Raw genomic sequence first — 23,850 nt, forward strand, 5'->3', positions numbered from 1 at the left:
AAGGCCGCTCCCACATCGATCGGCGTACGAAGTGCTGTTGTGGGAGCGGCCTTGTGTCGCGAAAGGGCTGCAAAGCAGCCCCGAAATCTGGAAATCAGTCAGGCTTCTTGTCGACCCACTTCGGCGCCACAGGCGCAACAAAGCTGTCCATCCCGTCCAGTAGCTCATCGGGCTGCTGCCCCAGCAGCAACATCGCCCGATGCTGCGGCCGCACGAAGCCTTCTTCGACGATATGGTCGAGGAACCCGCCCAGCTTCTCGTAGAAACCGTTCACATCCAGCAGCCCCAGTGGCTTGGCGTGATAGCCCAATTGCCCCCAGGTCCATACCTCGAACAACTCCTCCAGCGTACCCAGCCCACCGGGCAGGGCGATAAAGGCGTCGCTCAGTTCGGCCATGCGTGCCTTGCGCGCGTGCATGCCGTCGACCACTTCCAGGCGGCTGAGGCCCTTGTGGCCGATTTCGGCATTCATCAGGCTCTCGGGGATGATTCCGATCACTTCGCCACCGGCCGCCATGGCCGCGTCAGCGACGGTGCCCATCAGGCCAACTGCGCCGCCGCCATAGACCAGGGTCAGGCCGCGACGGGCTATCGCCTGGCCCAGCGCGATGGCCGCTTCACGGTAAGCGGGGTTGGCACCAATGCTGGCGCCGCAGAACACACAAACGGAACGTACGGGCATTGCTCATCTCCAGTCACACAGGCTGACAGGGTAAGGCCCATGTCCTACAGTTCCAAGGCTGGTTTCACTCCGGTCGGGAGAATTCGCAGATGGCGCCGGTCGCTCCATGGGCGTAGGCCGCCAGCAGGCTGTTCATCAGGCTACCAAGGGTCATTTCGTATTGCTCCTAAATGAGAGGTTGTCCCATCGTCCAATAAAAGGGCATGATGTGCCCTTGAATTGGTTGTATACAATCCATTGAACAATTCTACTGGCTGGCCTCTTGACAGCCCCTTGACCCATATCAGCAAGGGGCTGAACGGTTTCAGGCAGTCTCGCAATTGATAAAACCCTGCCAAGGAGATTCATGATGTTTGCGAAAGCTGTAGCGGTATCCCTGCTGACCCTCGCCAGCGCTTCTGTCTTCGCAGCCGAGTGCTCGGTGACTGTCGACTCCACCGACCAGATGTCCTACAACACCAAGGAAATCACCGTCGACAAGAGCTGCAAGGAATTCACCGTCAAACTGACCCACTCCGGCAACCTGCCGAAGAACGTCATGGGCCACAACCTGGTGATCAGCAAGACTGCCGACATGCAGGGCATTGCCACCGAAGGCATGAGCCAGGGTCTGGAAAAGGACTACATCAAGGCTGACAACGCCGCGATCATCGCCCACACCAAGATGATTGGTGCTCCTGAGAAGGAGACCGAGGTGAAGTTCGACGCTACCAAGCTGGAAGCCGGTGGCGACTACAGCTTCTTCTGCACCTTCCCGGGCCACATCTCGATGATGAAGGGCAAGGTCGTCGTCAAGTAATCAAAGGCTGACGGTGAACCCTGTGGGAGCGGGTTCACCGGGGCGCCGAACCCGCTCCCACAGGTCTTTCTACAGCCTGATCAAGGGGCGAACGGCAGTTCGCGCTTGTGCTGGGTCTTGCGGTAGGTGGCGACGATAATGTCGAACGCTTCCTGGTCAACCGGCTGCCCATGCAGGAAGGCATCGATCTGCTGGTAGGTCACGCCATGGGAGGCTTCGTCCGGCTTGCCCGGTGCCAGGTCTTCCAGGTCCGCAGTCGGCACCTTCTCCACCAGTGACTCCGGCGCACCGAAGCTGCGCGCAATCGCCCGCACCTGGTTCTTCACCAGCCCGCTCAGCGGCGCCAGGTCGCAGGCACCATCACCGAACTTGGTAAAGAAGCCCATCACTGCCTCGGCGGCGTGGTCGGTGCCGATCACCAGGCCTGCGCGGGCACCGGCGATGGTGTACTGGGCGACCATGCGGGTGCGTGCCTTGACGTTGCCGACCACGAAGTCCACCAGCGTCGGCGAGCCGTTCTTCAACTCCACCACTTCAGCCGCCAGCGCCCGTACTGCCGGGGCGATATCCACGGTGTGCACTTCGTCGGCCTTGATCACTTCCAGGCACGCCTGGGCGTCATGCTCGTCATGCTGGACCTGGTAAGGCAGGCGTACGGCGATGAAGGTGTAGGCCTTGTCACCGGTTTCGGCGCGCAGCTCGTTGATGGCGCGCTGAGCGAGCAGGGCGGCGGTCAGTGAGTCGACGCCGCCGCTGATGCCCAGCACCAGGGTCTTGAGCCGGGCGTTGGCCAGGCAATCCTTGATGAACGCCACGCGCCGGGCGACTTCGGCCTCGAGCGCGGCGGCGTCGGCGAACGGCGGCTGTACCTTCAGCGCCTGGGCAATCTCTTGCTGAACCGCTTGCATGGGTTACTCCTTGCTGGGGACTTTGAATACATGGCGCATGTAGGCGACGAAGTTCTCGTCGCGGCATTGGGTCTTGGCGGCTTCGTCCGAGATCTTCGCTACCGGCGCGCCGTTGCAGTCGGTCATTTTAAGCACGATGCTCATCGGGGCCACACCCGGGATGTCGCAAGTTAGGTTGGTGCCGATGCCAAAGCTGACGTTGATGCGACCGCGCAGGGCTCGGAAGATTTCCAGCGAGCGGGTCAGGTTGAGACCGTCGGAAAACACCAGGGTCTTGGTCATCGGGTCGATACCCAGTTTCTGGTAATGGGCAATGGCTTTTTCCGCCCATGCCACCGGTTCCCCCGAGTCGTGGCGCAGGCCGTCGAACAGCTTGGCGAAGTACAGATCGAAATCGCCGAGGAAGGCATCCATGGTGATGCAGTCGGTCAGGGCGATACCGAGCAGGCCGCGGTACTCGCGCACCCAGCAGTCCAGCGCGGCGATCTGGCTGTCGATCAGTCGCGGGCCGAGTTGCTGGTGGGCCATGATCCATTCATGAGCCATGGTACCCAGCGGCTTGATATCCAGTTTCCATGCCAGGTCGACGTTGCTGGTACCGACGAAGCGGCCTGGGAAATCGTCGCGCAGCACGCGCACCACCTCTTCCTGCACTCGGCTGGAAAAGCGCCGGCGGGTGCCGAAGTCGGCCACCTGCAGTTCGGCCAGTTCATCTTCGTTGGCATGCGCGCGCAGCCAGTCGAACTTGCGGTATAGCTGGTCGCGGGCCTCGGCCAGGCGCATGCGCGGGTGTAGATGGCGGTTGCGCACTTCGCTGATGATCGCCAGCAGCGGCACTTCGAACAGGATCACATGCAGCCACGGGCCTTTCAGGCGCAGGAACAGCTGGTCGTTTTCTATCCCCAGGCGTACGTAGCGCAGGTTGAAGCGGAACAGGCGCAGAAAGCGCAGGAAATCTGGTTTGAGAAAGCTGATGCGTTCGAGAAAGGCCAGCTGGCCGTCATCCAGGGTGAGGTCGCTGAGCAGCTCTAGCTGGTTGCGGATCTCGCCGAGGTATGGGCGCAGGTCCTCGCCGTTGCGACAGCGGAATTCCCACTCGACGTCGGCATCCGGGTAGTTGTGCAGCACGCCCTGCATCATGGTGAGTTTGTAGAAGTCGGTGTCGAGCAGGTTGTGCACGATGCGCTCGGCGAATGCGCTCTCGCTCATCAATGGGGCTCCGGAAGCGGCGAATGGCGGACATTGTGCCAGCCTTTTCGGCCTTGTTGTGTCTGGGCTGGCCTCTTCGCGGGTGAACCCGCTCCCACAGGGCCGCGTATCTGCCAAAACCGCGTGTTTTTTTCGTGCACCAGCTAGCCTTGAAACGGTGCCGCTTGTAGCAGTCGCGCACCAGCTGTGTGCAGTTCGGTGACGTCCGCTGTTACAGGGCGGTTGCACGTAAACACTTGCCAGGGTTGCAATGATGGCACTCGACGGTTGCTCCTTGTCTGTACGTCTGGTGGCGCCTGCCGCGTGGCAGACGGTTGCACGCTCAATAAAGAAAAGGCCGTCGGTCGCCTGCAGGCAACCTGCGCAGTGTGTTTTGCCGGAAGACAAACCCTATGGCACGGCCCTTGCTCTGAGCACAGGGCTGAGAAGTTGTAGTGCCAACCAAAAAAACTCTAGGAGCACCACCTCATGTCGCAGACGTTTTACAAGAAAGGTTTCCTGGCTCTGGCCGTAGCTACGGCACTGGGTGTTTCTTCGTATGTTCAGGCCGACGTCAAGATCGGTGTAGCGGGCCCGATGACCGGGGCTAACGCAGCGTTTGGCGAGCAGTACATGAAAGGTGCGCAGGCAGCGGCCGACAAGATCAACGCCGCCGGTGGCGTGAATGGCGAGAAAATCGTACTGGTCAAGGGCGATGACGCCTGCGAGCCGAAACAGGCCGTGGCCGTGGCCAACCGCCTGGTCGACCAGGACAAGGTGATTGGCGTGGTAGGCCACTTCTGTTCTTCCAACACCATCCCGGCCTCCGAGGTGTATGACGAGGCTGGCGTCATCGCCATCACCCCGGGCTCCACCAACCCACAGGTTACCGAGCGCGGTCTGGGCGCCATGTTCCGCATGTGCGGCCGTGACGACCAGCAGGGCATCGTCGCCGGCGATTACATCGTCGACGTGCTCAAGGGCAAGAAAGTCGCGGTGCTGCACGACAAGGACACCTACGGCCAAGGCCTGGCCGACGCGACCAAGGCACAGCTGGAAAAACGCGGCGTCAAGCCGGTGCTGTACGAAGGCCTGACCCGCGGCGAGAAGGACTTCAGTGCCGTGGTCACCAAGATCCGTTCCACCGGTGCCGACGTTGTCTACTTCGGCGGCCTGCACCCGGAAGCCGGCCCGCTGGTACGCCAGCTGCGCGAGCAGGGCCTGAAGGACGTCAAGTTCATGTCCGATGACGGCATCGTCACCGACGAACTGGTGTCCACCGCTGGCGGCGCGCAATACGTCGATGGCGTGTACATGACCTTCGGCGCCGACCCGCGCCTGCTGCCTGACAGCAAGGCGGTGGTGGAGGAGTTCCGCAAGGCCGGTACCGAACCTGAAGGCTACACCCTGTACGCCTATGCCTCGCTGCAGGCCCTGGCTGCCGCGTTCAACGGCGCCAAGTCGAACAAGGGCGAAGCGGCTGCCGAGTGGCTCAAGGCCAACCCGGTGCAGACCGTCATGGGCGAGAAAAAGTGGGACTCGAAGGGTGACCTCACCGTGTCCGACTATGTGGTCTACCAGTGGGATGCCCAAGGCAAGTACCACCAGCTGGAAAAACAAAAATAACAACGGCCCACGGCCCGGGCGCGTCAGCCCCCGGGCCAAAGCCCCGCGGTACCTGTCTTTATCCGTAGATCTGCACAGTACTGCGCTGCGAGGGCCGCCTGTTCCAGGCCCGCCGTGGTCGGCGCTCGTGCAATCTCAATCAGGTGAGATTGCGTTATGGATGGTATTTTCCTGCAGCAACTGGTCAACGGCCTGACCCTCGGGTCGGTCTATGGCCTGATCGCCATCGGCTACACAATGGTCTATGGCATCATCGGCATGATCAACTTCGCGCACGGCGAGGTGTACATGATTTCCGCGTACCTCGCGGCGATCAGCCTGGCATTGCTGGCTTATTTCGGTATCGAGTCGTTCCCCCTGTTGATGCTGGGCACCCTGTTGTTCACCATCGTCGTCACCGGCGTGTACGGCTTCACCATCGAACGCATCGCCTACAAACCCCTGCGCAACTCCACCCGCCTGGCACCACTGATCAGTGCCATCGGCATCTCGCTGATCCTGCAGAACTACGCGCAGATCAGCCAGGGCGCCCGCCAGCAAGGCGTGCCAACCCTGCTGGAAGGCGCCTGGCGTGTCGAAGTGGGCACCGGCTTCGTGCAACTTACCTACACCAAGATCTTCATCCTGGTGGCAGCCTTCGTTGGCATGGGCCTGCTCACCTATGTGATCAAGTACACCAAGCTCGGCCGCATGTGCCGTGCTACCCAGCAAGACCGCAAGATGGCCTCGATCCTGGGCATCAACACCGACCGGGTGATTTCCTACGTGTTCGTCATCGGTGCGGTTATGGCTGCCCTGGCCGGCGTGCTGATCACCATGAACTACGGCACCTTCGACTTCTACGCCGGCTTCATCATCGGTATCAAGGCGTTTACCGCCGCGGTGCTCGGCGGTATCGGCTCGCTGCCTGGCGCCATGCTCGGCGGGATCATCCTGGGCATTTCCGAGTCGCTGTTCTCTGGCCTGATCAACTCCGACTACAAGGACGTGTTCAGCTTCTCGCTGCTGGTGATGATCCTTATCTTCCGCCCACAAGGCCTGCTGGGTCGCCCGCTCGTGGCTAAGGTGTGAACATGTCCATTGCCAAAACTGCCTCTGTTCCTGAAACCAAAAGTTTCGATATCAAACGCAGCCTGCTGGAGACCATCGTCGCCGGCCTGCTGGCACTCATCGTGTTCGGCCCTGTCGTTGGCGTGGTGCTCGACGGCTACACCTTCAATGCCGAGCCGCGGCGTGTGGCCTGGCTGGTTGGCGGGGTGATGCTGGGCCGCTTCCTGCTCAGCCTGTACCTGCAGACAGCTGCCGGCTCGCGCATGCTCCAGGGCTTCGAAAGCGGTGGCTCGGGCGTGCATGTGCGCGCGCCGAACTACGTATCACGGCTGCGCTATATCATCCCGGCGCTGGTGGTGATCGCCATTGTCTTCCCGATCTTCGCCAACAAGTACCTGCTGACCGTCGTCATCCTCGGCCTGATCTACGTGCTGCTGGGCCTGGGGCTGAACATCGTGGTCGGCCTGGCCGGCCTGCTCGACCTGGGCTATGTGGCGTTTTATGCCATCGGCGCATATGGCCTGGCGCTGGGTTATCAGTACCTTGGCCTGGGCTTCTGGAGCGTGCTGCCACTGGCGGCCATAGCTGCGGCGCTGGCGGGGTGCATACTCGGTTTCCCCGTGTTGCGGATGCACGGCGACTACCTGGCGATTGTGACCCTGGGCTTCGGCGAGATTATCCGCCTGGTGCTGAACAACTGGTTGTCGTTCACCGGCGGCCCCAACGGCATGCCGGCACCGGCGCCGACCTTCTTCGGCCTGGAGTTCGGCCGTAGGGCCAAGGACGGTGGGGTACCGATCCACGAGTTCTTCGGCTTCGATTACAACGCCAACCTCAAGTTCGTGTTCATCTACGCGGTGCTGTTCATCGTCGTGCTTGCAGTGCTCTACATCAAGCATCGCCTGACCCGCATGCCGGTCGGCCGTGCCTGGGAAGCGCTACGCGAAGACGAGATCGCCTGCCGCTCGATGGGCCTGAACCACGTACTGGTCAAGCTCTCGGCGTTTACCCTGGGTGCCTCCACCGCCGGCTTGGCCGGGGTGTTCTTTGCCACCTACCAGGGCTTCGTCAACCCGTCGTCGTTCACCTTCTTCGAGTCGGCGCTGATCCTCGCCATCGTCGTGCTCGGTGGTATGGGCTCGACCGTAGGCGTGGTGATTGCCGCCTTCGTGCTGACCGTGGCACCCGAGCTGCTGCGCAGCTTCTCCGAATACCGCGTGCTGCTGTTCGGTGTGTTGATGGTGCTGATGATGATCTGGCGACCGCGTGGGCTGATCCGCATCAGCCGTACCGGTGTGACCCCGCGTAAAGGAGTGGCGCCATGAGCGACGATATCATTCTCTCGGTCGACAACCTGATGATGCAGTTTGGCGGCATCAAGGCGCTCAGCGATGTCAGCCTGAAGGTCCGGCGCAACCAGATCTTCGCCCTGATCGGCCCCAACGGTGCGGGCAAGACCACCGTGTTCAACTGCCTGACCGGGTTCTACAAGGCCAGTGGCGGGCGCATCGAACTGAACGTGCGCGGTAGCCACACCAATGTCATCCAGCTGCTCGGCGAGCGCTTCCAGGCGGCAGACTTCGTCTCCCCGGCGCGCTTCGCCAACCGCATGTACTACAAGATGTTCGGCGGTACCCACCTGGTCAACCGCGCCGGCCTGGCACGCACCTTCCAGAACATTCGCCTGTTCAAGGAAATGTCGGTGGTGGAGAACCTGCTGGTGGCGCAGCACATGTGGGTCAACCGCAACCTGCTGGCTGGGGTACTCAACACCAAGGCCTACCGCAAGGCCGAGAGCGATGCGCTGGACCACGCGTTCTACTGGCTGGAAGTGGTCGACCTGGTCGATTGCGCCAACCGCCTGGCTGGCGAGTTGTCGTACGGCCAGCAGCGCCGCCTGGAAATCGCCCGGGCCATGTGCACGCGGCCGAAGATCATCTGCCTGGACGAACCGGCGGCTGGCCTGAACCCACAGGAAACCGAGGCCCTCAGCCGCATGATCCGCGTGCTGCGCGACGAGCACGACATTACCGTGGTGCTGATCGAACACGACATGGGCATGGTCATGAGCATTTCCGATCATATCGTGGTGCTCGACCACGGCAACGTGATTGCCGAAGGCGCGCCGCAGGATATCCGCCACAACCCGACGGTGATCGCCGCCTACCTGGGTGCAGATGAAGAGGAACTGGTATGAGTGCACCCATTCTGGAATTGAAGGACCTGGACGTGTTCTACGGCCCTATCCAGGCGCTGAAGAAAGTCTCGATGCACATCAATGAAGGTGAGACGGTCAGCCTGATCGGCGCCAACGGCGCTGGCAAGTCGACCCTGCTGATGTCGATCTTCGGCCAGCCGCGGGCGGCGTCGGGGCATATCGTGTACCGCGGCACCGACATCACTCGCAAGTCGTCGCATTACATTGCCTCCAACGGCATCGCCCAGTCGCCGGAAGGGCGCCGGGTGTTCCCCGACATGACGGTCGAGGAGAACCTGATGATGGGTACCATCCCCATCGGTGACAAGCATGCCGACGAAGACATGCAGCGGATGTACGAGCTGTTCCCGCGCTTGAAAGAGCGGCGTAACCAGAGGGCCATGACCATGTCTGGTGGCGAGCAGCAGATGCTGGCAATTGCCCGCGCGCTGATGAGCCGGCCGAAGTTGTTGCTGCTGGACGAGCCATCGCTGGGGCTGGCGCCGATCGTGGTCAAACAGATCTTCTCGACCCTGCGTGAGCTGGCCAAGACCGGCATGACCATCTTCCTGGTTGAGCAGAACGCCAACCATGCGCTGAAACTGTCGGACCGGGCTTATGTGATGGTCAACGGGCAGATTCGCATGAGCGGGACGGGTCAGGAGCTGTTGGTCAACGAAGAAGTGCGCAACGCCTATCTCGGCGGGCATTGAGATGCATTCGGGGGCTGCTTTGCGGCCCTCGAAGCCAATGTGGACAACCTTTCGAACACCTCTCCCCAATTACTCCACAGCCCCACCACAAACCCTTGTTTCCACAGGATCATTTTTTCCACGGTTAATGTGGAACCGCCTGTGGAAAACATGGTGGCATCTCGCTCAAGCCCTTTGATACCAAGCCCTGCAGAGTCATGATCATTTTTTGATCAATTGCACCTTGTGGATTATTTTCCAAGGTTTTTCAAAGCCCTGCATTCATTCCAGGCGTTGCGAAAAGCCTGTGGATAACCCTGTGAAAAAGCCTTGGACAGACCGCTGCAGACGGCATGATTGAAAGCCTTGCGCCATCACCGAAAAGATATCCACCGACCATAAGTCGCTGAAAGGGTTCCGTACCGTGGACAAGTTGCCCCCAATCCGTGGGGAAAGCCTTGTGGATAACGTGCGCATAGCTGGTGCCGAGCCGTCTGCTGTAAGGGTTTGCCACATATGATCAAAAAATGAACAGTATCCCGGGCGGGTTGCTGCAAGCACGCGGCGCGGGCATGCTGCAAGACTGCCGATGACAATCCACCGTGAGGAACAGAGCATGACGTCCACCGTATTCATCACTGGCGCGACTTCCGGTTTTGGTGAGGCCACTGCCCGCCGTTTTGCCGAAGCTGGTTGGAAGCTGGTGCTCACTGGCCGCCGCAAGGAGCGCCTGGACGCCCTGTGCGCCGAATTGTCGGCCAAGACCGAAGTACACGGCCTGGTACTCGACGTGCGTGACCGCAAGGCCATGGAGCAGGCCATCGCCAACTTGCCGGCCGGCTTCGACAAGTTGCGCGGCCTGGTCAACAACGCAGGCCTGGCGCTAGGGGTGGACGCGGCGCAGAACTGCAGCCTGGACGACTGGGAAACCATGGTCGATACCAACATCAAGGGCCTGATGTACACCACTCGCCTGCTGCTGCCACGGCTGATCGCCCATGGCCGTGGGGCGTCGATCCTCAACGTAGGTTCCGTGGCGGGCAACTACCCGTACCCAGGCAGCAACGTGTATGGCGGCACCAAGGCCTTCGTCGGCCAGTTCTCGTTGAGCCTGCGCTGCGACCTGCGGGGCACGGGCGTGCGCGTCAGCAATATCGAGCCGGGCCTGTGCGAGAGCGAGTTCTCGCTGGTGCGCTTTGGCGGTGACCAGGCCAAATACGACGCCACCTACGCCGGTGCCGAGCCGATCCAGCCGCAGGACATCGCCGAGACCATCTTCTGGATCCTCAACCAGCCGGCGCATATCAATATCAACAGCCTCGAGCTGATGCCGGTGAGCCAGGACTGGGCAGGGTTCTCGATCGACCGGTCGGTCAAAGGCTGATCCGAGGGCCTCTTCGCGGGTAAACCCGCTCCTACAGGTAATGCACCGGTTTCAGAGCAGGCGCTATCCCTGTGGGAGCGGGTTCACCCGCGAAAGCGTCAGCCCAGGCGCTGCAACCCTTCCAGGCAAGTCGCCAAGTGGTAGGGAGTAGTCGAAGGCATATCATGCCGGCTGACACTGCCTTGCCCATCCCGGCACTCATACCAGCCCGCCTCACGCAGGAACCGCGTTTCCAGAGCCTGCAACTGCCCGGCAAGCTTGCTCTCGCCCCCTGTCCGAAACACCAGCGCCCGCAGGTACTCCGCCTGCGCCCAGATCCGCTGGGTGGCGTCGAGCACCTGGCCATCCACATCCAGCATCGCCAGCACAGCGGCATCCTTCACCCCGTATTGCTCGGCGTAGCCGAAAGCCCGGTCGATGGACGCATGCAGCGGCGTATCTCGCAGCAGTGGCGAGGTATGCAGGAGGTAGAACCACTCGAACTGGTGCCCCGGCTCGAACCAGTTATCCACAGTGCCGCGTGGCTTTTCCAGCATCAGGCCGTGGGCGGGGTCGATGAAGTGTTCCTGCAGCGCCGCGCACAGGTGCAGCAACGACTGCCGGGCATGCTTGTCGTCACGCACCGCCAGCACCTGCAGGAAGGCTTCGGCCAGGTGCATCTGCGGGTTCTGCAGCGGGCCGCTGCCAAGGTCTGCCCAGTCTTCAGCGAGGCTGGCTTCGTACAGGCCGTCGTCGCGGGCGAACTGCTGGTCGATGATGTCCAGCGCGGCGTTCAGCGTGGACTCCACCAGGTTTTCACGCACCTTGCCCCAGTAGTGCGCACAGGCGAAGACGATGAACGCGTGGGTGTAGAGGTCCTTGCGCCGGTCCAGCGGTTTGCCCTGGGCGTCGATGCTGTAGAACCAGCCGCCGTGTTCGGCGTCGTGGAAGTGCTTCTGCAACGAGCGGAACAAGGCCGCCGCACGCTCGGCTGCGCCCGGTTGCCCGATGCGGCTGCTGAACAGGTAAAGCTGACGCGCGCAGGCCATGGCCCGGTAGCGCTGCACCGGCAATGGCTGGTGCTGGGCGTCCAGTGCCTCGTAAGGCAGGGCCATGTCGGCGTTCCAGCCCGGGCCTTGCCACAACGGCACGATGCGTTCGGCGAAGTGCTGGTTGAAGCGGGCCAGTTCGGGCAGGGTGGGGCGGGGGTCGGACATTTCGGCGCTCGTCGCTGTCGGGCAGGGCGCCATGGTAGCAGAACTGGGTTGTGGGTAGCCTGTGCCGGCCTCTTCGCGGGTGAACCCGCTCCCACAGGTATTGCGCTTCCCTCAGGTCCGGTGCCGTACTTGTGGGAGCGGGTTCACCCGCGAAGAGGTCGGTACAGGCTACCGATCAGCTCGGGTTGCCAAGCCCCTGCCAATGCCGCGCTCCTACGAAGATGAAGCGCAACTGCTGGGTGATCTTTTCCTGCGGCGTCAACGCCTGTGGATAACCCGCTTCGGGGCTGTCGATAAGCTCGGGCAGGGTGGCGAACACGGTCTTCACCACCAGGTCGGCCATCACCGCCAGCGCGGCGCTGTCCAGGTGCTGCCAGCGCTTCATCCGCGCCAGGTCGGTGGCCAGGTCGTCGCTGATGTCCTGTCGCAGGCGGGCGATGGCCTGGCGTACGGCCTGCGAACCGCCATACTGCTCACGGGCGAGGAACAGGAACTGCGCACGGTGGGCGGCGACCACGTCAAGGAAGATGCGCACCGACGCATCGGTGATGCCGCCCAGTTCGAATTCGTTCTGGCGCACCAGGCGGATGGTCTGGCGGAAGGTAGTGTCGACCTCGGCAACCAGGGCCAGGCCCAGGGCGTCCATGTCGGAAAAATGCCGGTAGAAGCCGGTGGGTACGATGCCGGCCGTCTTTGCCACTTCGCGCAGGCTGATACTGCCGAAACCACGGCCACTCTCCATGAGCTGGCAGGCAGCATCGAGCAGGGCCTGGCGGGTCTGTAGCTTCTGTTCGGCGCGCGGCAGCATGGTGCGGGCTTCTATGGTGGTAAGGCTGGGCACTCTAGTTAAAAAAACAAAGCCCGGTCAATGGACCGGGCCTGGAGGGGAGCTGGCGTTGTGACATAGGTTGTTCTTTTCAGTCATGGCGATCAGCTCACACGGCTGATTTCAACCAGGCGATCGGAACCACCCTCGGCAACACGGCCAGTACGTTCGATCAGGCGATCGGAACCACCCTCGGCAACGCGACCAGTACGTTCGATCAGGCGATCGGAACCACCCTCGGCGACGCGGCCACTACGTTCGATCAGGCGATCGGAACCACCTTCGGCAACGCGGCCACTACGTTCGATCAGGCGATCGGAGCCACCTTCGGCAACGCGGCCACTACGTTCGATCAGGCGATCGGAGCCACCTTCGGCAACGCGGCCACTACGTTCGATCAGGCGATCGGAGCCACCTTCGGCAACGCGGCCACTACGTTCGATCAGGCGATCCGAGCCGCCTTCGGCAACACGGCCACTACGTTCGATCAGGCGATCGGAGCCACCTTCGGCAACGCGGGCACTACGTTCGATCAGACGATCAGCACCACCTTCAGCAACGGTCTTCAGCGGCTGGGCGATTTCAGCAGCGCTGGAGCGCGATTCGGCGGTCAGGTGTTGCTCGTCGGCTGGCAGGGCAAAAGCGTTGGCAGCCAGGATGGACAGGGTCAGGGTCAGCAGATGGCGTTTCATGATTTCGGTGCTCCTCTCGGGGGCTGGAAAGTGGGTACGGAGCCAATGCTACGCCGCGTAACGCCAGAGAGAAGTTCATACGGGTAATGGTAACAATCGACCGTATTGATAGAGATTTGAAACTGCTCTAGAAAGCACTTTACAGGCCGTTAGATGGCAATTTGACGGCGCTTTTTGCAGGTAACACGCACGGTCTGGCGCGACGATTTGCTGAGCAAAAGGCCAGGAAAAACTTCGCTATCATGGCGCCATCGATAAAACCCCACGGGTTTTCATCAGTCCGAGATATTGAACGCCACCGCTGCACCTGTTCTGTGCCATACCGCAAGGAGAATCACGCAATGACGCGTCCCGCCAGAATCCTCGTCTGGACCTTCACCAGCCTGCTGACCCTGCTGGCGATCCTGGTGGTGGTGATTGCCACCTTCGACTGGAACCGCGTCAAGCCCCTGCTCAACGAGAAAGTCTCCGAGGCTCTGCAGCGGCCCTTCGCGATCAATGGCAACCTTGCCGTGGACTGGCGCACCGAACCAGAAGAGGGGGGCTGGCGTGCCTGGGTGCCCTGGCCGCACTTCATTGCCGAAGACCTGACCCTGGGCAACCCCGAGTGGCTCAAGGAACCGAAGATGGTCGGCCTGGAGCGCGTGGCGTTCCGCCTGGCGCCGCTGCCGCTGCTGTTCCAGCAGATCAGCATCCCGCGCATCGACCTGACCAAGCCCACAGCCAGCCTCACCCGCCTGGCCGATGGCCGCGCCAACTGGGCCTTCGACTTCGGCCCCAAGGATGAAAATGCAGAGCCTTCCAAATGGCAGCTGGACATTGGCGCCATCGGCTTCGACCAGGGCAATGTCAGCTTCGATGACCAAACCCTGAAAACCAGCATGAAGGTGCAGATCGACCCGCTGGGCAAGCCTGTCCCGTTCAGCGACATCGTCGGCAAGGCCAGCGCCGAGAAGGCCGGTGCCGCGCAGGACTATGCCTTCGGGCTCAAGGCCCAGGGCCGCTACAAAGGCCAGCCGGTGTCCGGTACCGGCAAGATCGGCGGCCTGCTGGCCCTGCAGGACGCCAGCCAGCCGTTCCCGCTGCAGGCTGATGTGCGCATCGCCGACACCCATGTGGTGCTTGCCGGCACCCTGACCGACCCGCGCAACCTCGGCGCCCTCGACCTGCGCCTGCGCCTGTCCGGGGCCAGCCTGGGCAACCTCTACCCGTTGACCGGCGTAACCTTGCCCGACACCCCGGCCTACTCCACCGACGGCCACCTCAGCGCCAACCTGCACGCGGCGCAAGGGGCGACCTTCAACTACCAAGGCTTCAACGGCAAGATCGGTGACAGCGATATCCACGGCGACCTGGCCTTCGTTGCCAGCCAGCCACGGCCCAAGCTGTCCGGCAACCTGGTGTCCAACCAGTTGCTGTTCAAGGACCTGGCGCCGCTGATCGGTGCCGACTCCAACGCCGAGCAGAAAGCCCGCGGTGGTGCCAGCAAGCAGCCGGAGGGCAAGGTGCTGCCAGTGGAAGAGTTCCGCACCGAGCGCTGGCGCGCGATGGACGCCGACGTCACCTTCGCTGGCAAGCGCATCGTGCACAGCGCGCAACTGCCGTTCAACGACCTGTCGGCCCACGTGATCCTGGAGGACGGCCTGCTGCGCCTGGAGCCCCTGCGTTTTGGCGTGGCTGGCGGCAACCTGGCTTCCAGGATTCGCCTGGATGGCCGCAACGTACCGTTGCAGGGGCGTGCCCGGCTGACGGCGCGGGGCTTCAAGCTCAAGCAGTTGTTCCCCTCCTTTGCGCCGATGCAGACCAGCTTCGGTGAGTTGAATGGCGATGCCGATATCACTGGCCGGGGCAACTCGGTGGCCGCCTTGCTGGGCACGGCCAATGGCGACCTGCGCATGCTGATCAACGATGGTGCCATCAGCCGCAGCCTGATGGAGATTGCCGGGTTGAACGTGGGCAACTATGTGGTCGGCAAGCTGTTTGGCGATGAGGATGTGAAGATCAACTGCGCGGCGGCTGACGTGGGTATCAAGGATGGCCTGGCGACCACGCGCCTGTTCATCTTCGATACCGAGAACGCGATCATCTACATCAACGGCACGGCCAATTTCGCCACGGAGCAGCTGGACCTGAAAATTACCCCCGAATCGAAAGGGTTGCGGCTGTTCTCGCTGCGCTCGCCGCTGTATGTGCGCGGGCCGTTCGCCAAGCCCAGTGCGGGGGTGCAGGCGGTGCCGCTGGCATTACGCGGAGCGGGAATGGTGGCGTTGGGCGTGGTTGCCGGGCCGGCGGCGGGGTTGCTGGCGCTGATTGCGCCTAGCAGCGGGGATGATCCCAACCAGTGCACGCCGCTGTTGCAGCAGATGAAGGCGGGCAAGGCGCCGGCGGTGGTGAAAGAGAGGAAATAGCAGGGGGCCGCTTCGCAGCCCATCGCGACACAAGGCCGCTCCCACAGGTATTTCACAGCCCTAAAGACTTGTGGAATACCTGTGGGAGCGGCCTTGTGTCGCGAAAGGGGCGCAAAGCGCCCCCAAGAATCACAACCCTTGCAACAGGTCGGACATATCGTCCGCGTGCTCTTCTTCCTGCGCGAGGATGTCTTCAAAAATCCGCCGCGTAGTCGGATCTTTATCCCCGATGTACCGAATGATCTCGCGATAGCTATCGATGGCGATCCGCTCCGCCACCAGGTCTTCCAGCACCATCTCCTTCAATGAAGTGCCCGCCACATATTGGGCATGGGACCGCTTGCTCAGGTTGTCCGGGTTGAAATCCGGCTCTCCACCCAACTGCACGATCCGTTCGGCAAGCTTGTCGGCGTGCTCGGCTTCCTGGTTGGCATGCTCGAGGAATTCATCGGCAGCCACGCTGGCCTTGATGCCGCTGGCCATGAAGTAGTGACGCTTGTAGCGCAGCACGCAGACCAGCTCTGTGGCCAGTGAATCATTGAGCAGGCGCAGGATCTGTTGGCGATCAGCATCGTAACCCTCGGTCACCGCACCTTGCTCGACATGCTGACGGGCACGTTCGCGCAGTGTTTGTACATCGGTCAGTTCATTCGCATTCATGTTCATCTCCTGGAACATCAGGGTGGTCATGGATATGGCCTGGAAGGCTTAGGCGCCGTGGACGGCGTCGCTGTCTTCTTCGCGTTGTTTGCAAGTCTTGAAGCCCTTGGCGTCGACATGGCCGGTGGCGTCGAAGCGCACGTAGTAGGGCTGCTGGTGGCCATCGTGGTTGAGGATGTAGTCGTTGCAGGTGCCGCCATGGGGGAGGTCGATGACGTTGGACGGGCTGCCGCCGATGGCGATGACTTTCTGCATGGTCATGCCTTTTTCCACCTGCTTGACCAGCGGTTCGTCGCGGTAGGTGACGTAGTCCACCGGGTTTTCCGGGCGGCTGCCGCAGGCGACGAGGGTGGCGCTTGCCAGAAGGATTGCCAGGGTCTGCTTGTACATGGTCCCGCTCCTTGCAAAGGGTCTGTGTGGTTTGGAACCGCAGCGCGCGGCGGGAGTTCGATTGCGATGGTCATCAAGGCCGCTGTAGTGTTGGCCGGTCGTCCACGGAAAGGGGCTGGGGCAATGCAGCAGGAATTGGCCACGCGATACCCGTTGGTGCTGGTGCCGGGCATGCTCGGTTTTGTCCGGGTAGTGCTCTACCCCTACTGGTTCGGCATCGTGCCGGCCCTGCGCCAGGGCGGGGCGCAGGTGTTCCCGGTGCAGGTTTCGCCACTGCATTCCAGCGAGGTGCGCGGCGAGCAGTTGCTGGCCATCATCGAAGACATCTGCCTGCGTACCGGAGCGGAAAAGGTCAACCTCATCGGCCACAGCCAGGGCGCCCTGAGCGCGCGCTACGCGGCTGCCAGGCGGCCTGGGCGGGTGGCTTCGGTCACTTCGGTGGCGGGGCCCAACCATGGCTCGGAACTGGCCGACTACCTGGAACGCACGGCACCGGGCGATTCCCCGCAGGGGCGCATCCTGAAGGCCGTGCTGCATGGCTTGGCCGTGCTGCTGGTGTGGCTGGAAACCGGCTGGCGCCGTGACCCGTTGCCGGTGGATGTACACGCCTCGCACCAGTCACTGACCAGTGCAGGTGTGGCGCTGTTCAACCAGGCTTATCCACAGGGGTTGCCAGACACCTGGGGCGGGGAGGGGGCCTATGAGGTCGATGGCGTGCGTTATTACTCCTGGTCCGGCACCTTGCAGCCCGGCCTGACCGACCAGCGGCGCAACCGTTTCGACGGCAGCAGCCACTTCTGCCGCCTGTTCGCGCGCAGTTTCGTCAAGGAAAAGGGCTATTGCGACGGAATGGTCGGGCGCTTCAGTTCGCACCTGGGGCAGGTGATCGGCGACGATTACCCGCTCGACCACCTGGATATCGTCAACCAGTCGCTTGGTGCGGTGGGCAAGGGTGCCGAACCGGTGCGGCTGTTCACCGAACATGCCGCCCGGCTCAAGGCGGCAGGGCTCTAGCGACGGATCGGTGTGGTCCAGCGCTCGGCCAGCACCACGCCCGCCAGGGTCAGCAGGCCGCCGACCAGGTGATAGCGGGCCAGCTGCTCATCGAGCACCACGGCGGCGATCAGTGCCGTCACCAGCGGCAGCAGGTTGAAGAACAGCGTGGTGCGGCTGGGCCCCAGGCGATGCACGGCCTGCATCCACACCAGGGGCGCGATCATCGAGGCCAGCACGCAGGCGTACAGCACCAGGCCGACGTTGCGGCTGTTCAGGCCAGTCTTGTCCGACAGCACGAACAGCGGCAGCAGCACGACGATGGCTACCAGCACCTGCAGGTACAGCAGCTGCATCGGCGGCAGGCGCAGCTGCCATTTCTTCAGCAGGAAGCTGTATAGCGCATAGGCCAGTGTGGCCACCAGCATCAGCAGGTCGCCGCTGTTCAGGCCTTGTTGCAGCAGGCTGGCGGGGTGGCCGGCGCTGACCACTTCAAGCACGCCGAAAAATGACACCAGCGCGCCCAGCAGGGCACCATAGCTCAGGCGCTGGCCCAGCCAGGCGATGGACAATGCCAGTGACATCAGTGGCATCAGCGAAAGGATGATGCCCATGTTGGTGGCGCTGGTGATGCCGGCGGCAAAGTAGGCCAGGCTCTGATACAGCGCCATGCCCAGCACGCCCAGCACGAAAACCTTGCCCAGATGCGGGCGAATGGCCGCGCGATTGCGCCACACGGCGGGCAGCAGGAACGGGGTGAACAACAGCGCAGCCAGCAGCCAGCGGTAGAAGCCGATCTCAGCGGGGTGGATGGCGCCGGCGGACATCTTGGTGACCACGGTGTTGCCGGCCCATATCAGGATGGCGGTCAGGGGGAACAGGTAGTTCATGTAGCGGCTTACTCGTTTTGGACTGATTGGGGCTGCTTTGCAGCCCATCGCGACATACAGGTATCGCACAGGCCCGGAAGGCAACGCGGGTCCCTGTAGGAGCGGCCTTGTGTCGCGATGGCCTGCGCAGCAGGCCCCGATGGCAGCCATTATCAACTGTCTGTCCACAAGCCTATACTCCTATCCAGACAACCCACCCCGCAAAGCAGACAGCATGCCGCGCAAATACCTCGATATTCCCCAGTTCACCCGGCTCCCGGCCGCGGTGTACTTCCGCCACGACGAGTTCGGTGCCGACACCCGCAGCGCCCTGCATCGCCACGCCTGGGGCCAACTCAACTACACCGCCCACGGCGTGATGCACCTGGAGGTAGCTGGCCAGCACTTCCTGTCGCCGCCGCAATACGCCGTGTGGGTGCCGCCCGACACCGAGCATGGTTGCTACAACCCGCAGGCCATCGTCTACCGTTCGGTCTACCTGGACCGCAGCCTGTGCGCCGCACTGCCGCAGCAACCGTGCAGCCTGATGATCAGCGACATCCTCAAGGCCATCCTCGCCGACTTCGCCCGGCGCGACCTGCGGGTGGCCGAGAGCGAGCGCGACCAGCGCCTGGCGCAGGTGCTGCTCGACCAGCTGCTGCTGGCGCCAACTCAGGCTTGCTACCTGCCGTTTGCCCACAGCGAGGGCTTGCGCCAGGTGCTCGATGCCCTTGGTGCCGAGCCGGGCGACAACCGCCCGCTGGGCGAATGGGCCGCCCAGATTCATGTCAGCGAACGTACTTTGGCCCGGCAGTTCCTGCGCGAGCTGGGCATCAGTTTTGGTGAATGGCGGCTGCGCCTGCGCTTTTTGCGCGCCATCGAGGCGCTTGAAGCCGGCCAGCCGATCCAGGCCATCGCCTTCGACCTCGGCTACAGCAGCGCCTCGGCGTTCATCGCCATGTTTCAGCGCCAGGCCCAGTGCACGCCCGAGCAATACCGTCGCCAGGCACGGGCAGGGCGTTGAGAATTCTTGGCTACACTCAGCTCGACCCCCGTGCATCGGGCGCGGAGCCAAGGAGATACTCCATGAAAGTGCTGCAAATCCCCTTACTGGTATTGGCGGTGTTGTTCAGCGCACAAGGCTTCGCCGCCAATACCGCGCAGCAGGAAAAGATGAAAACCTGCAACGCCGACGCCACCGCCAAGGCCCTCAAGGGCGATGAGCGCAAAGCCTTCATGAGCACCTGCCTGAAGAAGGATGTGCCACAAACCCAGCAAGAGAAGATGAAAACCTGCAACGCCGACGCCACCACCAAGGCCCTCAAGGGTGACGAACGCAAAGCGTTCATGAGCGACTGCCTGAAGAAGAAATGACCTGCGCCTATGCCTGCAGACGTAAGGCTGGCAGACTGCGGGTCTTTCCCGTTGTCTGCCGTTGAGGCTGTATGACCTTCACCCCCCGCCAGGTCACCCTGGCCAGCTGGATCATCGTATTTGCCGGCCTGTTGCTGGCGTTGCCCCTGAAATTGCTGCCAAGCCTGCTGGCCGGCCTGCTGGTGTTCGAGCTGGTCAACATGCTCACGCCGCGGCTGCAGCCGCTGCTCGCCGGGCAGCGCGCCCGCTGGCTGGCTGTGGCGCTACTCGGCACGCTGGTGGTCAGCACCCTGACCCTGCTGTTTGCCGGTGCCTTCAGCTTTTTGCTGCACGAGGCGGAAAACCCCGGGGCCTCGCTGGACAAGTTCATGGCCCTGGTGGAGCGCGCCCGTAGCCAGCTGCCGCCGTTCATCGAAGGCTACCTGCCGGCCAGTGCGGCGGAGTTCAAGGTGGCCATCGGTGACTGGATCAAGAGCCACCTGAGCGACCTGCAGCTGGTGGGCAAGGGTATGGCGCACATGTTCGTCACCTTGTTGATCGGCATGATCCTCGGTGCCATCGTCGCCTTGCAGCGCATCCCCGACATATCCCGGCGCAAGCCGCTGGCAGCGGCGCTGTTCGAGCGCCTGAGCCTGCTGGTGAAGGCGTTTCGCAACATCGTCTTCGCGCAGATCAAGATTTCGCTGCTCAACACTACGTTCACGGGCATCTTCCTGGCCGTGGTGCTGCCGATGTTCGACGTGCACCTGCCGCTGACCAAGACGCTGATCGTACTGACGTTCCTGCTGGGCCTGCTGCCGGTGATCGGCAACCTGATGTCGAATACCCTGATCACCATCGTCGGCCTGTCGCTGTCGATCTGGGTGGCGGCGGCGGCGCTGGGTTACCTGATCGTCATCCACAAGGTCGAGTACTTCCTCAACGCGCGGATCGTGGGCGGGCAGATCAGTGCCAAGTCGTGGGAACTGCTGCTGGCGATGCTGGTGTTCGAAGCGGCATTCGGGCTGCCGGGGGTGGTGGCGGGGCCGATCTACTATGCCTACCTGAAGAGTGAGCTGAAGCGGGCCGAACTGGTCTGATTCTTTGATTGACCAGTACCGGCCTCTTCGCGGGTAAACCCGCTCCCACAGGTATGCCACTTCTCTCAAGACTTGCGGGGACCCTGTGGGAGCGGGTTTACCCGCGAAGAGGCCGGCACAGGTGAAAGGGATGGCTCAGGCTACGCCGTAGCGCTTGCGCGCCTCGATGGCCAACCCGCTACCAATGCTGCCAAAGATGTTGCCTTCCACATGCCGCGCATTCGGCAGCATCGCCGACACGCTGTTGCGCAGCGCCGGAATCCCGCTGGAACCGCCGGTGAAGAACACCGTATCGACCTGGGTCTCGCTCACTCCAGCCTTGGCCAGCAGTTCGCTCACGCTACCACGCACCCGTTCCAGCAACCCTTCGATAGCCCCCTCGAACAGCGCTCGGGACAGGTCCACGCCCAGATCGCGCTCGATGCGGCCTAGGTCGACGTGGCGGCTCTGCTGTTCGGTCAGCTCGATCTTGCTGGCCTCCACTTCCATCGCCAACCAGTGGCCGGCACGCTCTTCGATCAGTTTGAACAGGCGGTCGATGCCCAACGTGTCCTCGATGTCATAGCGCATGCTGCCCAGCGCCAGCTGCGACTTCTGCGAGTACAGGGCGTTGATGGTGTGCCAGGTGGCGAGATTGAGGTGATAGCTGGTCGGCATCAGCGCGCCGCTCTTCATGCGGCTGCCGTAGCCGAACAGCGGCATCACGCCCTGCAGGCTCAGCTGCTTGTCGAAGTCGGTACCGCCAATGTGCACACCGCCGGTGGCGAGGATGTCGCTCTGGCGCTCGGCGACCAGGTGGCGCTCGGGCGACAGGCGGATCAGGGTGAAGTCCGAGGTACCACCGCCGATGTCGACGATCAGCACCAGTTCTTCGCGGCTAATGCTCGACTCGTAGTCGAAGGCCGCGGCAATCGGCTCGTACTGGAAGGACACATCCTTGAAGCCGATCTTGCGCGCCACTTCGGCCAGGGTGTCCTCGGCCTCCTGGTCGGCGGCAGGGTCTTCGTCGACGAAGAACACCGGACGGCCCAGCACCACCTGCTCGAACTCCCGTCCAGCAGCGGCCTCGGCGCGTTTTTTCAGCTCGCCGATGAACATGCCCAGCAGGTCCTTGAACGGCAGGGCGCTGCCCAGCACGCTGGTATCGTGCTTGATCAGCTTGGAGCCCAGCAGGCTTTTCAGCGAACGCATCAGGCGGCCTTCGTAGCCTTCCAGGTACTCGTGCAGTGCCAGGCGGCCATATACCGGGCGACGCTCCTCGATGTTGAAGAACACCACCGAGGGCAACGTGATCTTGCCGTCTTCCAGGGCAATCAGCGACTCGGCGCCTGGGCGGTGCCAGCCGACCGTGGAGTTGGAGGTGCCAAAGTCGATGCCCAGGGCGCGGGCCGGGGATACGTCAGACATGGGGAATGAGCTTCCGGAGGCAAAACGGCCGCGCAGTGTATGCCAGTTGGCTACAGAATCAAGACCGATCGTCTGCCATGGAGCAACCCCAAGCTGGTCTTGAAAGGCTATGCTTGACCCCTATCTTCTCTTGCAACACGCACATTCACATTGGTGATCCATAGATGGACTTCAAAGACTATTACAAGATACTCGGCGTAGAGCCCGCGGCGGACGAAAAGGCGATCAAGGCCGCGTACCGCAAGCTGGCGCGCAAGTATCACCCCGATGTCAGCAAGGAGCGCGACGCCGAGGAAAAATTCAAGGAGGCCAACGAGGCCTACGAAGTGCTGGGCGACGCGCAGAAACGTGCCGAGTACGATGAAATCCGCAAGTACGGTGGCCAGCATGGCCGGCCGTTCCAGGCGCCACCGGGCTGGGAGAACCGTGGCGGTGGTGGCGGCTTCGAAGGCGGCGATTTCTCCGACTTTTTCAGCTCGATCTTTGGTGGCCGGGGGGGCAACCCGTTCGGTGGTGCCCGGCAGCAGCAACGCAGCGCTGGCAGGCGGGGGCAGGACGTGGAGCTAGAACTGGCGGTATTCCTTGAAGAGACCCTGAGCAAGGAGTCCAAGCAGATCAGCTTCCAGGTGCCTCAGACCAATGCCATGGGCCAGCGCACCGGCTTCACTACCAAGACCCTGAACGTGAAGATCCCGGCCGGTGTGACCGACGGCGAGCGGATCCGCCTCAAGGGCCAGGGCGCGCCGGGCAGTGGTGGCGGGGCCAATGGCGACCTGTTCCTGACCATTCGCATGGCACCGCACCCGCTGTTTGATGTCGAAGGTCATGACCTGATCATCACCGTGCCGCTGGCACCGTGGGAGGCAGCACTGGGCGCCAAGGTGGCCGTGCCGACCCTGGACGGCAAGATCAACCTCACCATCCGCCCCGACAGCCAGAGCGGCCAGCGCCTGCGCGTACCGGGCAAGGGCCTGGCCAACAAGAGTGGCGAGCGTGGCAACCTTTACGCGCAATTGAAAGTGGTCATGCCGCCAGCATCCGACGAGTCTGCCCGCGAACTGTGGACCAAGCTTTCCGAGAAGGCTGCGTTCAACCCGAGGACACAATGGAGTAAGTGATCATGAGCAGCACCCTGATCGTTCAACTGGACATGCGTACCTTGTGTCAGGAGGCCGATCTCACGGCTGACTGCGTGATCGAAATCGTCGAGCACGGCATTGTCGAACCTTCCGGGCGAACGCCGGAGGACTGGTTGTTCGACGATCAGGCGCCGTTGCTGGCCAAACGCGCGGCGAAGCTGCATCAGGAGCTGGAACTGGAGTGGGAAGGGGTGGCGCTGGCGCTGGAGCTGCTGCAGGAAGTGCGGCAGCTGCGCAGCGAGAACAGCATGCTGAGGCAGCGGTTGGGCAGGTTTACCCAGATGTGAGGTT

The 23,850-nt window shown here is 62.5% G+C and carries 24 protein-coding genes; 14 read left to right on the top strand and 10 right to left on the bottom strand.

Features of this window, described 5'->3' with window-relative positions:
• Nucleotides 1–94: 94 nt before the first annotated feature.
• Nucleotides 95–682, bottom strand: coding sequence for a TIGR00730 family Rossman fold protein (locus tag RR51_RS10985; RefSeq protein ID WP_023660590.1), 588 nt, complete (start codon nucleotides 680–682; stop codon nucleotides 95–97).
• A gap of 349 nt (nucleotides 683–1,031) precedes the next feature.
• Here RR51_RS10985 and azu point away from each other — a divergent pair, with 349 nt between their 5' ends.
• Nucleotides 1,032–1,481, top strand: a complete 450-nt coding sequence (gene azu / locus RR51_RS10990; RefSeq protein WP_015271990.1) for an azurin — start codon at nucleotides 1,032–1,034, stop codon at nucleotides 1,479–1,481.
• A gap of 80 nt (nucleotides 1,482–1,561) precedes the next feature.
• Here the strand turns inward: azu and nadE are convergent, their stop codons facing one another.
• The gene (gene nadE / locus RR51_RS10995; protein ID WP_013974414.1) at nucleotides 1,562–2,389 is read right to left on the bottom strand and encodes an ammonia-dependent NAD(+) synthetase; all 828 of its coding nucleotides are present in this window, start codon (nucleotides 2,387–2,389) and stop codon (nucleotides 1,562–1,564) included.
• A gap of 3 nt (nucleotides 2,390–2,392) precedes the next feature.
• Nucleotides 2,393–3,598, bottom strand: coding sequence for a nicotinate phosphoribosyltransferase (pncB, locus tag RR51_RS11000; RefSeq protein WP_015271989.1), 1,206 nt, complete (start codon nucleotides 3,596–3,598; stop codon nucleotides 2,393–2,395).
• Nucleotides 3,599–4,066: 468 nt separating this feature from the next.
• Between pncB and RR51_RS11005 the strand changes: the two genes are divergently transcribed.
• The 6 genes from RR51_RS11005 (at nucleotide 4,067) to RR51_RS11030 (ending at nucleotide 10,526) form a co-directional block, all read left to right on the top strand.
• Nucleotides 4,067–5,203, top strand: a complete 1,137-nt coding sequence (locus tag RR51_RS11005; RefSeq protein WP_039613526.1) for a branched-chain amino acid ABC transporter substrate-binding protein — start codon at nucleotides 4,067–4,069, stop codon at nucleotides 5,201–5,203.
• Between the two features lie 156 nt (nucleotides 5,204–5,359).
• Nucleotides 5,360–6,274 (top strand): ABC transporter permease subunit, encoded by a 915-nt coding sequence (locus tag RR51_RS11010; protein WP_013974411.1) that lies wholly within the window; start codon nucleotides 5,360–5,362, stop codon nucleotides 6,272–6,274.
• A gap of 2 nt (nucleotides 6,275–6,276) precedes the next feature.
• Nucleotides 6,277–7,578: a high-affinity branched-chain amino acid ABC transporter permease LivM gene (livM, locus tag RR51_RS11015; protein ID WP_015271987.1), complete on the top strand. Its 1,302-nt coding sequence runs from the start codon at nucleotides 6,277–6,279 to the stop codon at nucleotides 7,576–7,578.
• Nucleotides 7,575–8,450 (top strand): ATP-binding cassette domain-containing protein, encoded by an 876-nt coding sequence (locus RR51_RS11020; RefSeq protein WP_010955466.1) that lies wholly within the window; start codon nucleotides 7,575–7,577, stop codon nucleotides 8,448–8,450. The genes livM and RR51_RS11020 overlap by 4 nt, the downstream gene beginning before the upstream one ends.
• Entirely contained in the window at nucleotides 8,447–9,163 is a 717-nt protein-coding gene (locus tag RR51_RS11025; RefSeq protein ID WP_015271986.1) for an ABC transporter ATP-binding protein, read from the top strand. Before RR51_RS11020 ends, RR51_RS11025 begins: the two co-directional genes overlap by 4 nt.
• A gap of 595 nt (nucleotides 9,164–9,758) precedes the next feature.
• Nucleotides 9,759–10,526 (top strand): SDR family oxidoreductase, encoded by a 768-nt coding sequence (locus RR51_RS11030; protein WP_013974408.1) that lies wholly within the window; start codon nucleotides 9,759–9,761, stop codon nucleotides 10,524–10,526.
• 98 nt (nucleotides 10,527–10,624) lie between these two features.
• Here the strand turns inward: RR51_RS11030 and RR51_RS11035 are convergent, their stop codons facing one another.
• The 3 genes from RR51_RS11035 to RR51_RS11045 all read right to left on the bottom strand — a co-directional run bounded on the left by RR51_RS11035 (nucleotide 10,625) and on the right by RR51_RS11045 (nucleotide 13,240).
• On the bottom strand, nucleotides 10,625–11,722 hold the full coding sequence (locus tag RR51_RS11035; RefSeq protein WP_039613527.1) for an AGE family epimerase/isomerase: 1,098 nt from the start codon (nucleotides 11,720–11,722) through the stop codon (nucleotides 10,625–10,627).
• Nucleotides 11,723–11,897: 175 nt separating this feature from the next.
• Complete coding sequence (gene fabR, locus RR51_RS11040) at nucleotides 11,898–12,530, bottom strand: HTH-type transcriptional repressor FabR (protein ID WP_003259042.1); 633 nt, start codon at nucleotides 12,528–12,530, stop codon at nucleotides 11,898–11,900.
• Nucleotides 12,531–12,652: 122 nt separating this feature from the next.
• The gene (locus RR51_RS11045; RefSeq protein WP_039613528.1) at nucleotides 12,653–13,240 is read right to left on the bottom strand and encodes a hypothetical protein; all 588 of its coding nucleotides are present in this window, start codon (nucleotides 13,238–13,240) and stop codon (nucleotides 12,653–12,655) included.
• Between the two features lie 341 nt (nucleotides 13,241–13,581).
• Here RR51_RS11045 and RR51_RS11050 point away from each other — a divergent pair, with 341 nt between their 5' ends.
• Nucleotides 13,582–15,648: an AsmA family protein gene (locus RR51_RS11050; protein WP_039613529.1), complete on the top strand. Its 2,067-nt coding sequence runs from the start codon at nucleotides 13,582–13,584 to the stop codon at nucleotides 15,646–15,648.
• Nucleotides 15,649–15,777: 129 nt separating this feature from the next.
• Here the strand turns inward: RR51_RS11050 and RR51_RS11055 are convergent, their stop codons facing one another.
• On the bottom strand, nucleotides 15,778–16,308 hold the full coding sequence (locus RR51_RS11055; RefSeq protein ID WP_015271981.1) for a ferritin-like domain-containing protein: 531 nt from the start codon (nucleotides 16,306–16,308) through the stop codon (nucleotides 15,778–15,780).
• 48 nt (nucleotides 16,309–16,356) lie between these two features.
• Nucleotides 16,357–16,698, bottom strand: a complete 342-nt coding sequence (gene osmE / locus RR51_RS11060) for an osmotically-inducible lipoprotein OsmE (protein WP_003258245.1) — start codon at nucleotides 16,696–16,698, stop codon at nucleotides 16,357–16,359.
• Between the two features lie 123 nt (nucleotides 16,699–16,821).
• Between osmE and RR51_RS11065 the strand changes: the two genes are divergently transcribed.
• A complete protein-coding gene (locus RR51_RS11065; RefSeq protein WP_015271979.1) occupies nucleotides 16,822–17,712 on the top strand; it encodes an esterase/lipase family protein in 891 nt (296 codons plus the stop codon).
• On the opposite strand, the gene RR51_RS11070 is transcribed toward RR51_RS11065, so the two are convergent.
• Nucleotides 17,709–18,581, bottom strand: a complete 873-nt coding sequence (locus RR51_RS11070) for a DMT family transporter (RefSeq protein WP_039613530.1) — start codon at nucleotides 18,579–18,581, stop codon at nucleotides 17,709–17,711. The genes RR51_RS11065 and RR51_RS11070 overlap by 4 nt on opposite strands.
• 214 nt (nucleotides 18,582–18,795) lie before the next feature.
• Between RR51_RS11070 and RR51_RS11075 the strand changes: the two genes are divergently transcribed.
• From RR51_RS11075 to RR51_RS11085, 3 genes are all read left to right on the top strand, one after another.
• The gene (locus RR51_RS11075) at nucleotides 18,796–19,584 is read left to right on the top strand and encodes an AraC family transcriptional regulator (protein ID WP_039613531.1); all 789 of its coding nucleotides are present in this window, start codon (nucleotides 18,796–18,798) and stop codon (nucleotides 19,582–19,584) included.
• Nucleotides 19,585–19,646: 62 nt separating this feature from the next.
• On the top strand, nucleotides 19,647–19,934 hold the full coding sequence (locus RR51_RS11080; protein WP_003258250.1) for a PsiF family protein: 288 nt from the start codon (nucleotides 19,647–19,649) through the stop codon (nucleotides 19,932–19,934).
• 71 nt (nucleotides 19,935–20,005) lie between these two features.
• Complete coding sequence (locus tag RR51_RS11085; RefSeq protein WP_015271976.1) at nucleotides 20,006–21,013, top strand: AI-2E family transporter; 1,008 nt, start codon at nucleotides 20,006–20,008, stop codon at nucleotides 21,011–21,013.
• 135 nt (nucleotides 21,014–21,148) lie between these two features.
• On the opposite strand, the gene RR51_RS11090 is transcribed toward RR51_RS11085, so the two are convergent.
• Nucleotides 21,149–22,420, bottom strand: coding sequence for an Hsp70 family protein (locus RR51_RS11090; RefSeq protein ID WP_013974398.1), 1,272 nt, complete (start codon nucleotides 22,418–22,420; stop codon nucleotides 21,149–21,151).
• Nucleotides 22,421–22,584: 164 nt separating this feature from the next.
• Between RR51_RS11090 and cbpA the strand changes: the two genes are divergently transcribed.
• Together cbpA and RR51_RS11100 are read left to right on the top strand one after the other, a co-directional pair.
• The gene (gene cbpA, locus RR51_RS11095; protein WP_013974397.1) at nucleotides 22,585–23,538 is read left to right on the top strand and encodes a curved DNA-binding protein; all 954 of its coding nucleotides are present in this window, start codon (nucleotides 22,585–22,587) and stop codon (nucleotides 23,536–23,538) included.
• 2 nt (nucleotides 23,539–23,540) lie between these two features.
• A complete protein-coding gene (locus RR51_RS11100; RefSeq protein ID WP_015271974.1) occupies nucleotides 23,541–23,846 on the top strand; it encodes a chaperone modulator CbpM in 306 nt (101 codons plus the stop codon).
• The last annotated feature ends 4 nt before the right edge of the window (nucleotides 23,847–23,850 follow it).

This window comes from Pseudomonas sp. C5pp (assembly GCF_000814065.1).
Lineage (GTDB): Bacteria > Pseudomonadota > Gammaproteobacteria > Pseudomonadales > Pseudomonadaceae > Aquipseudomonas > Aquipseudomonas asiatica.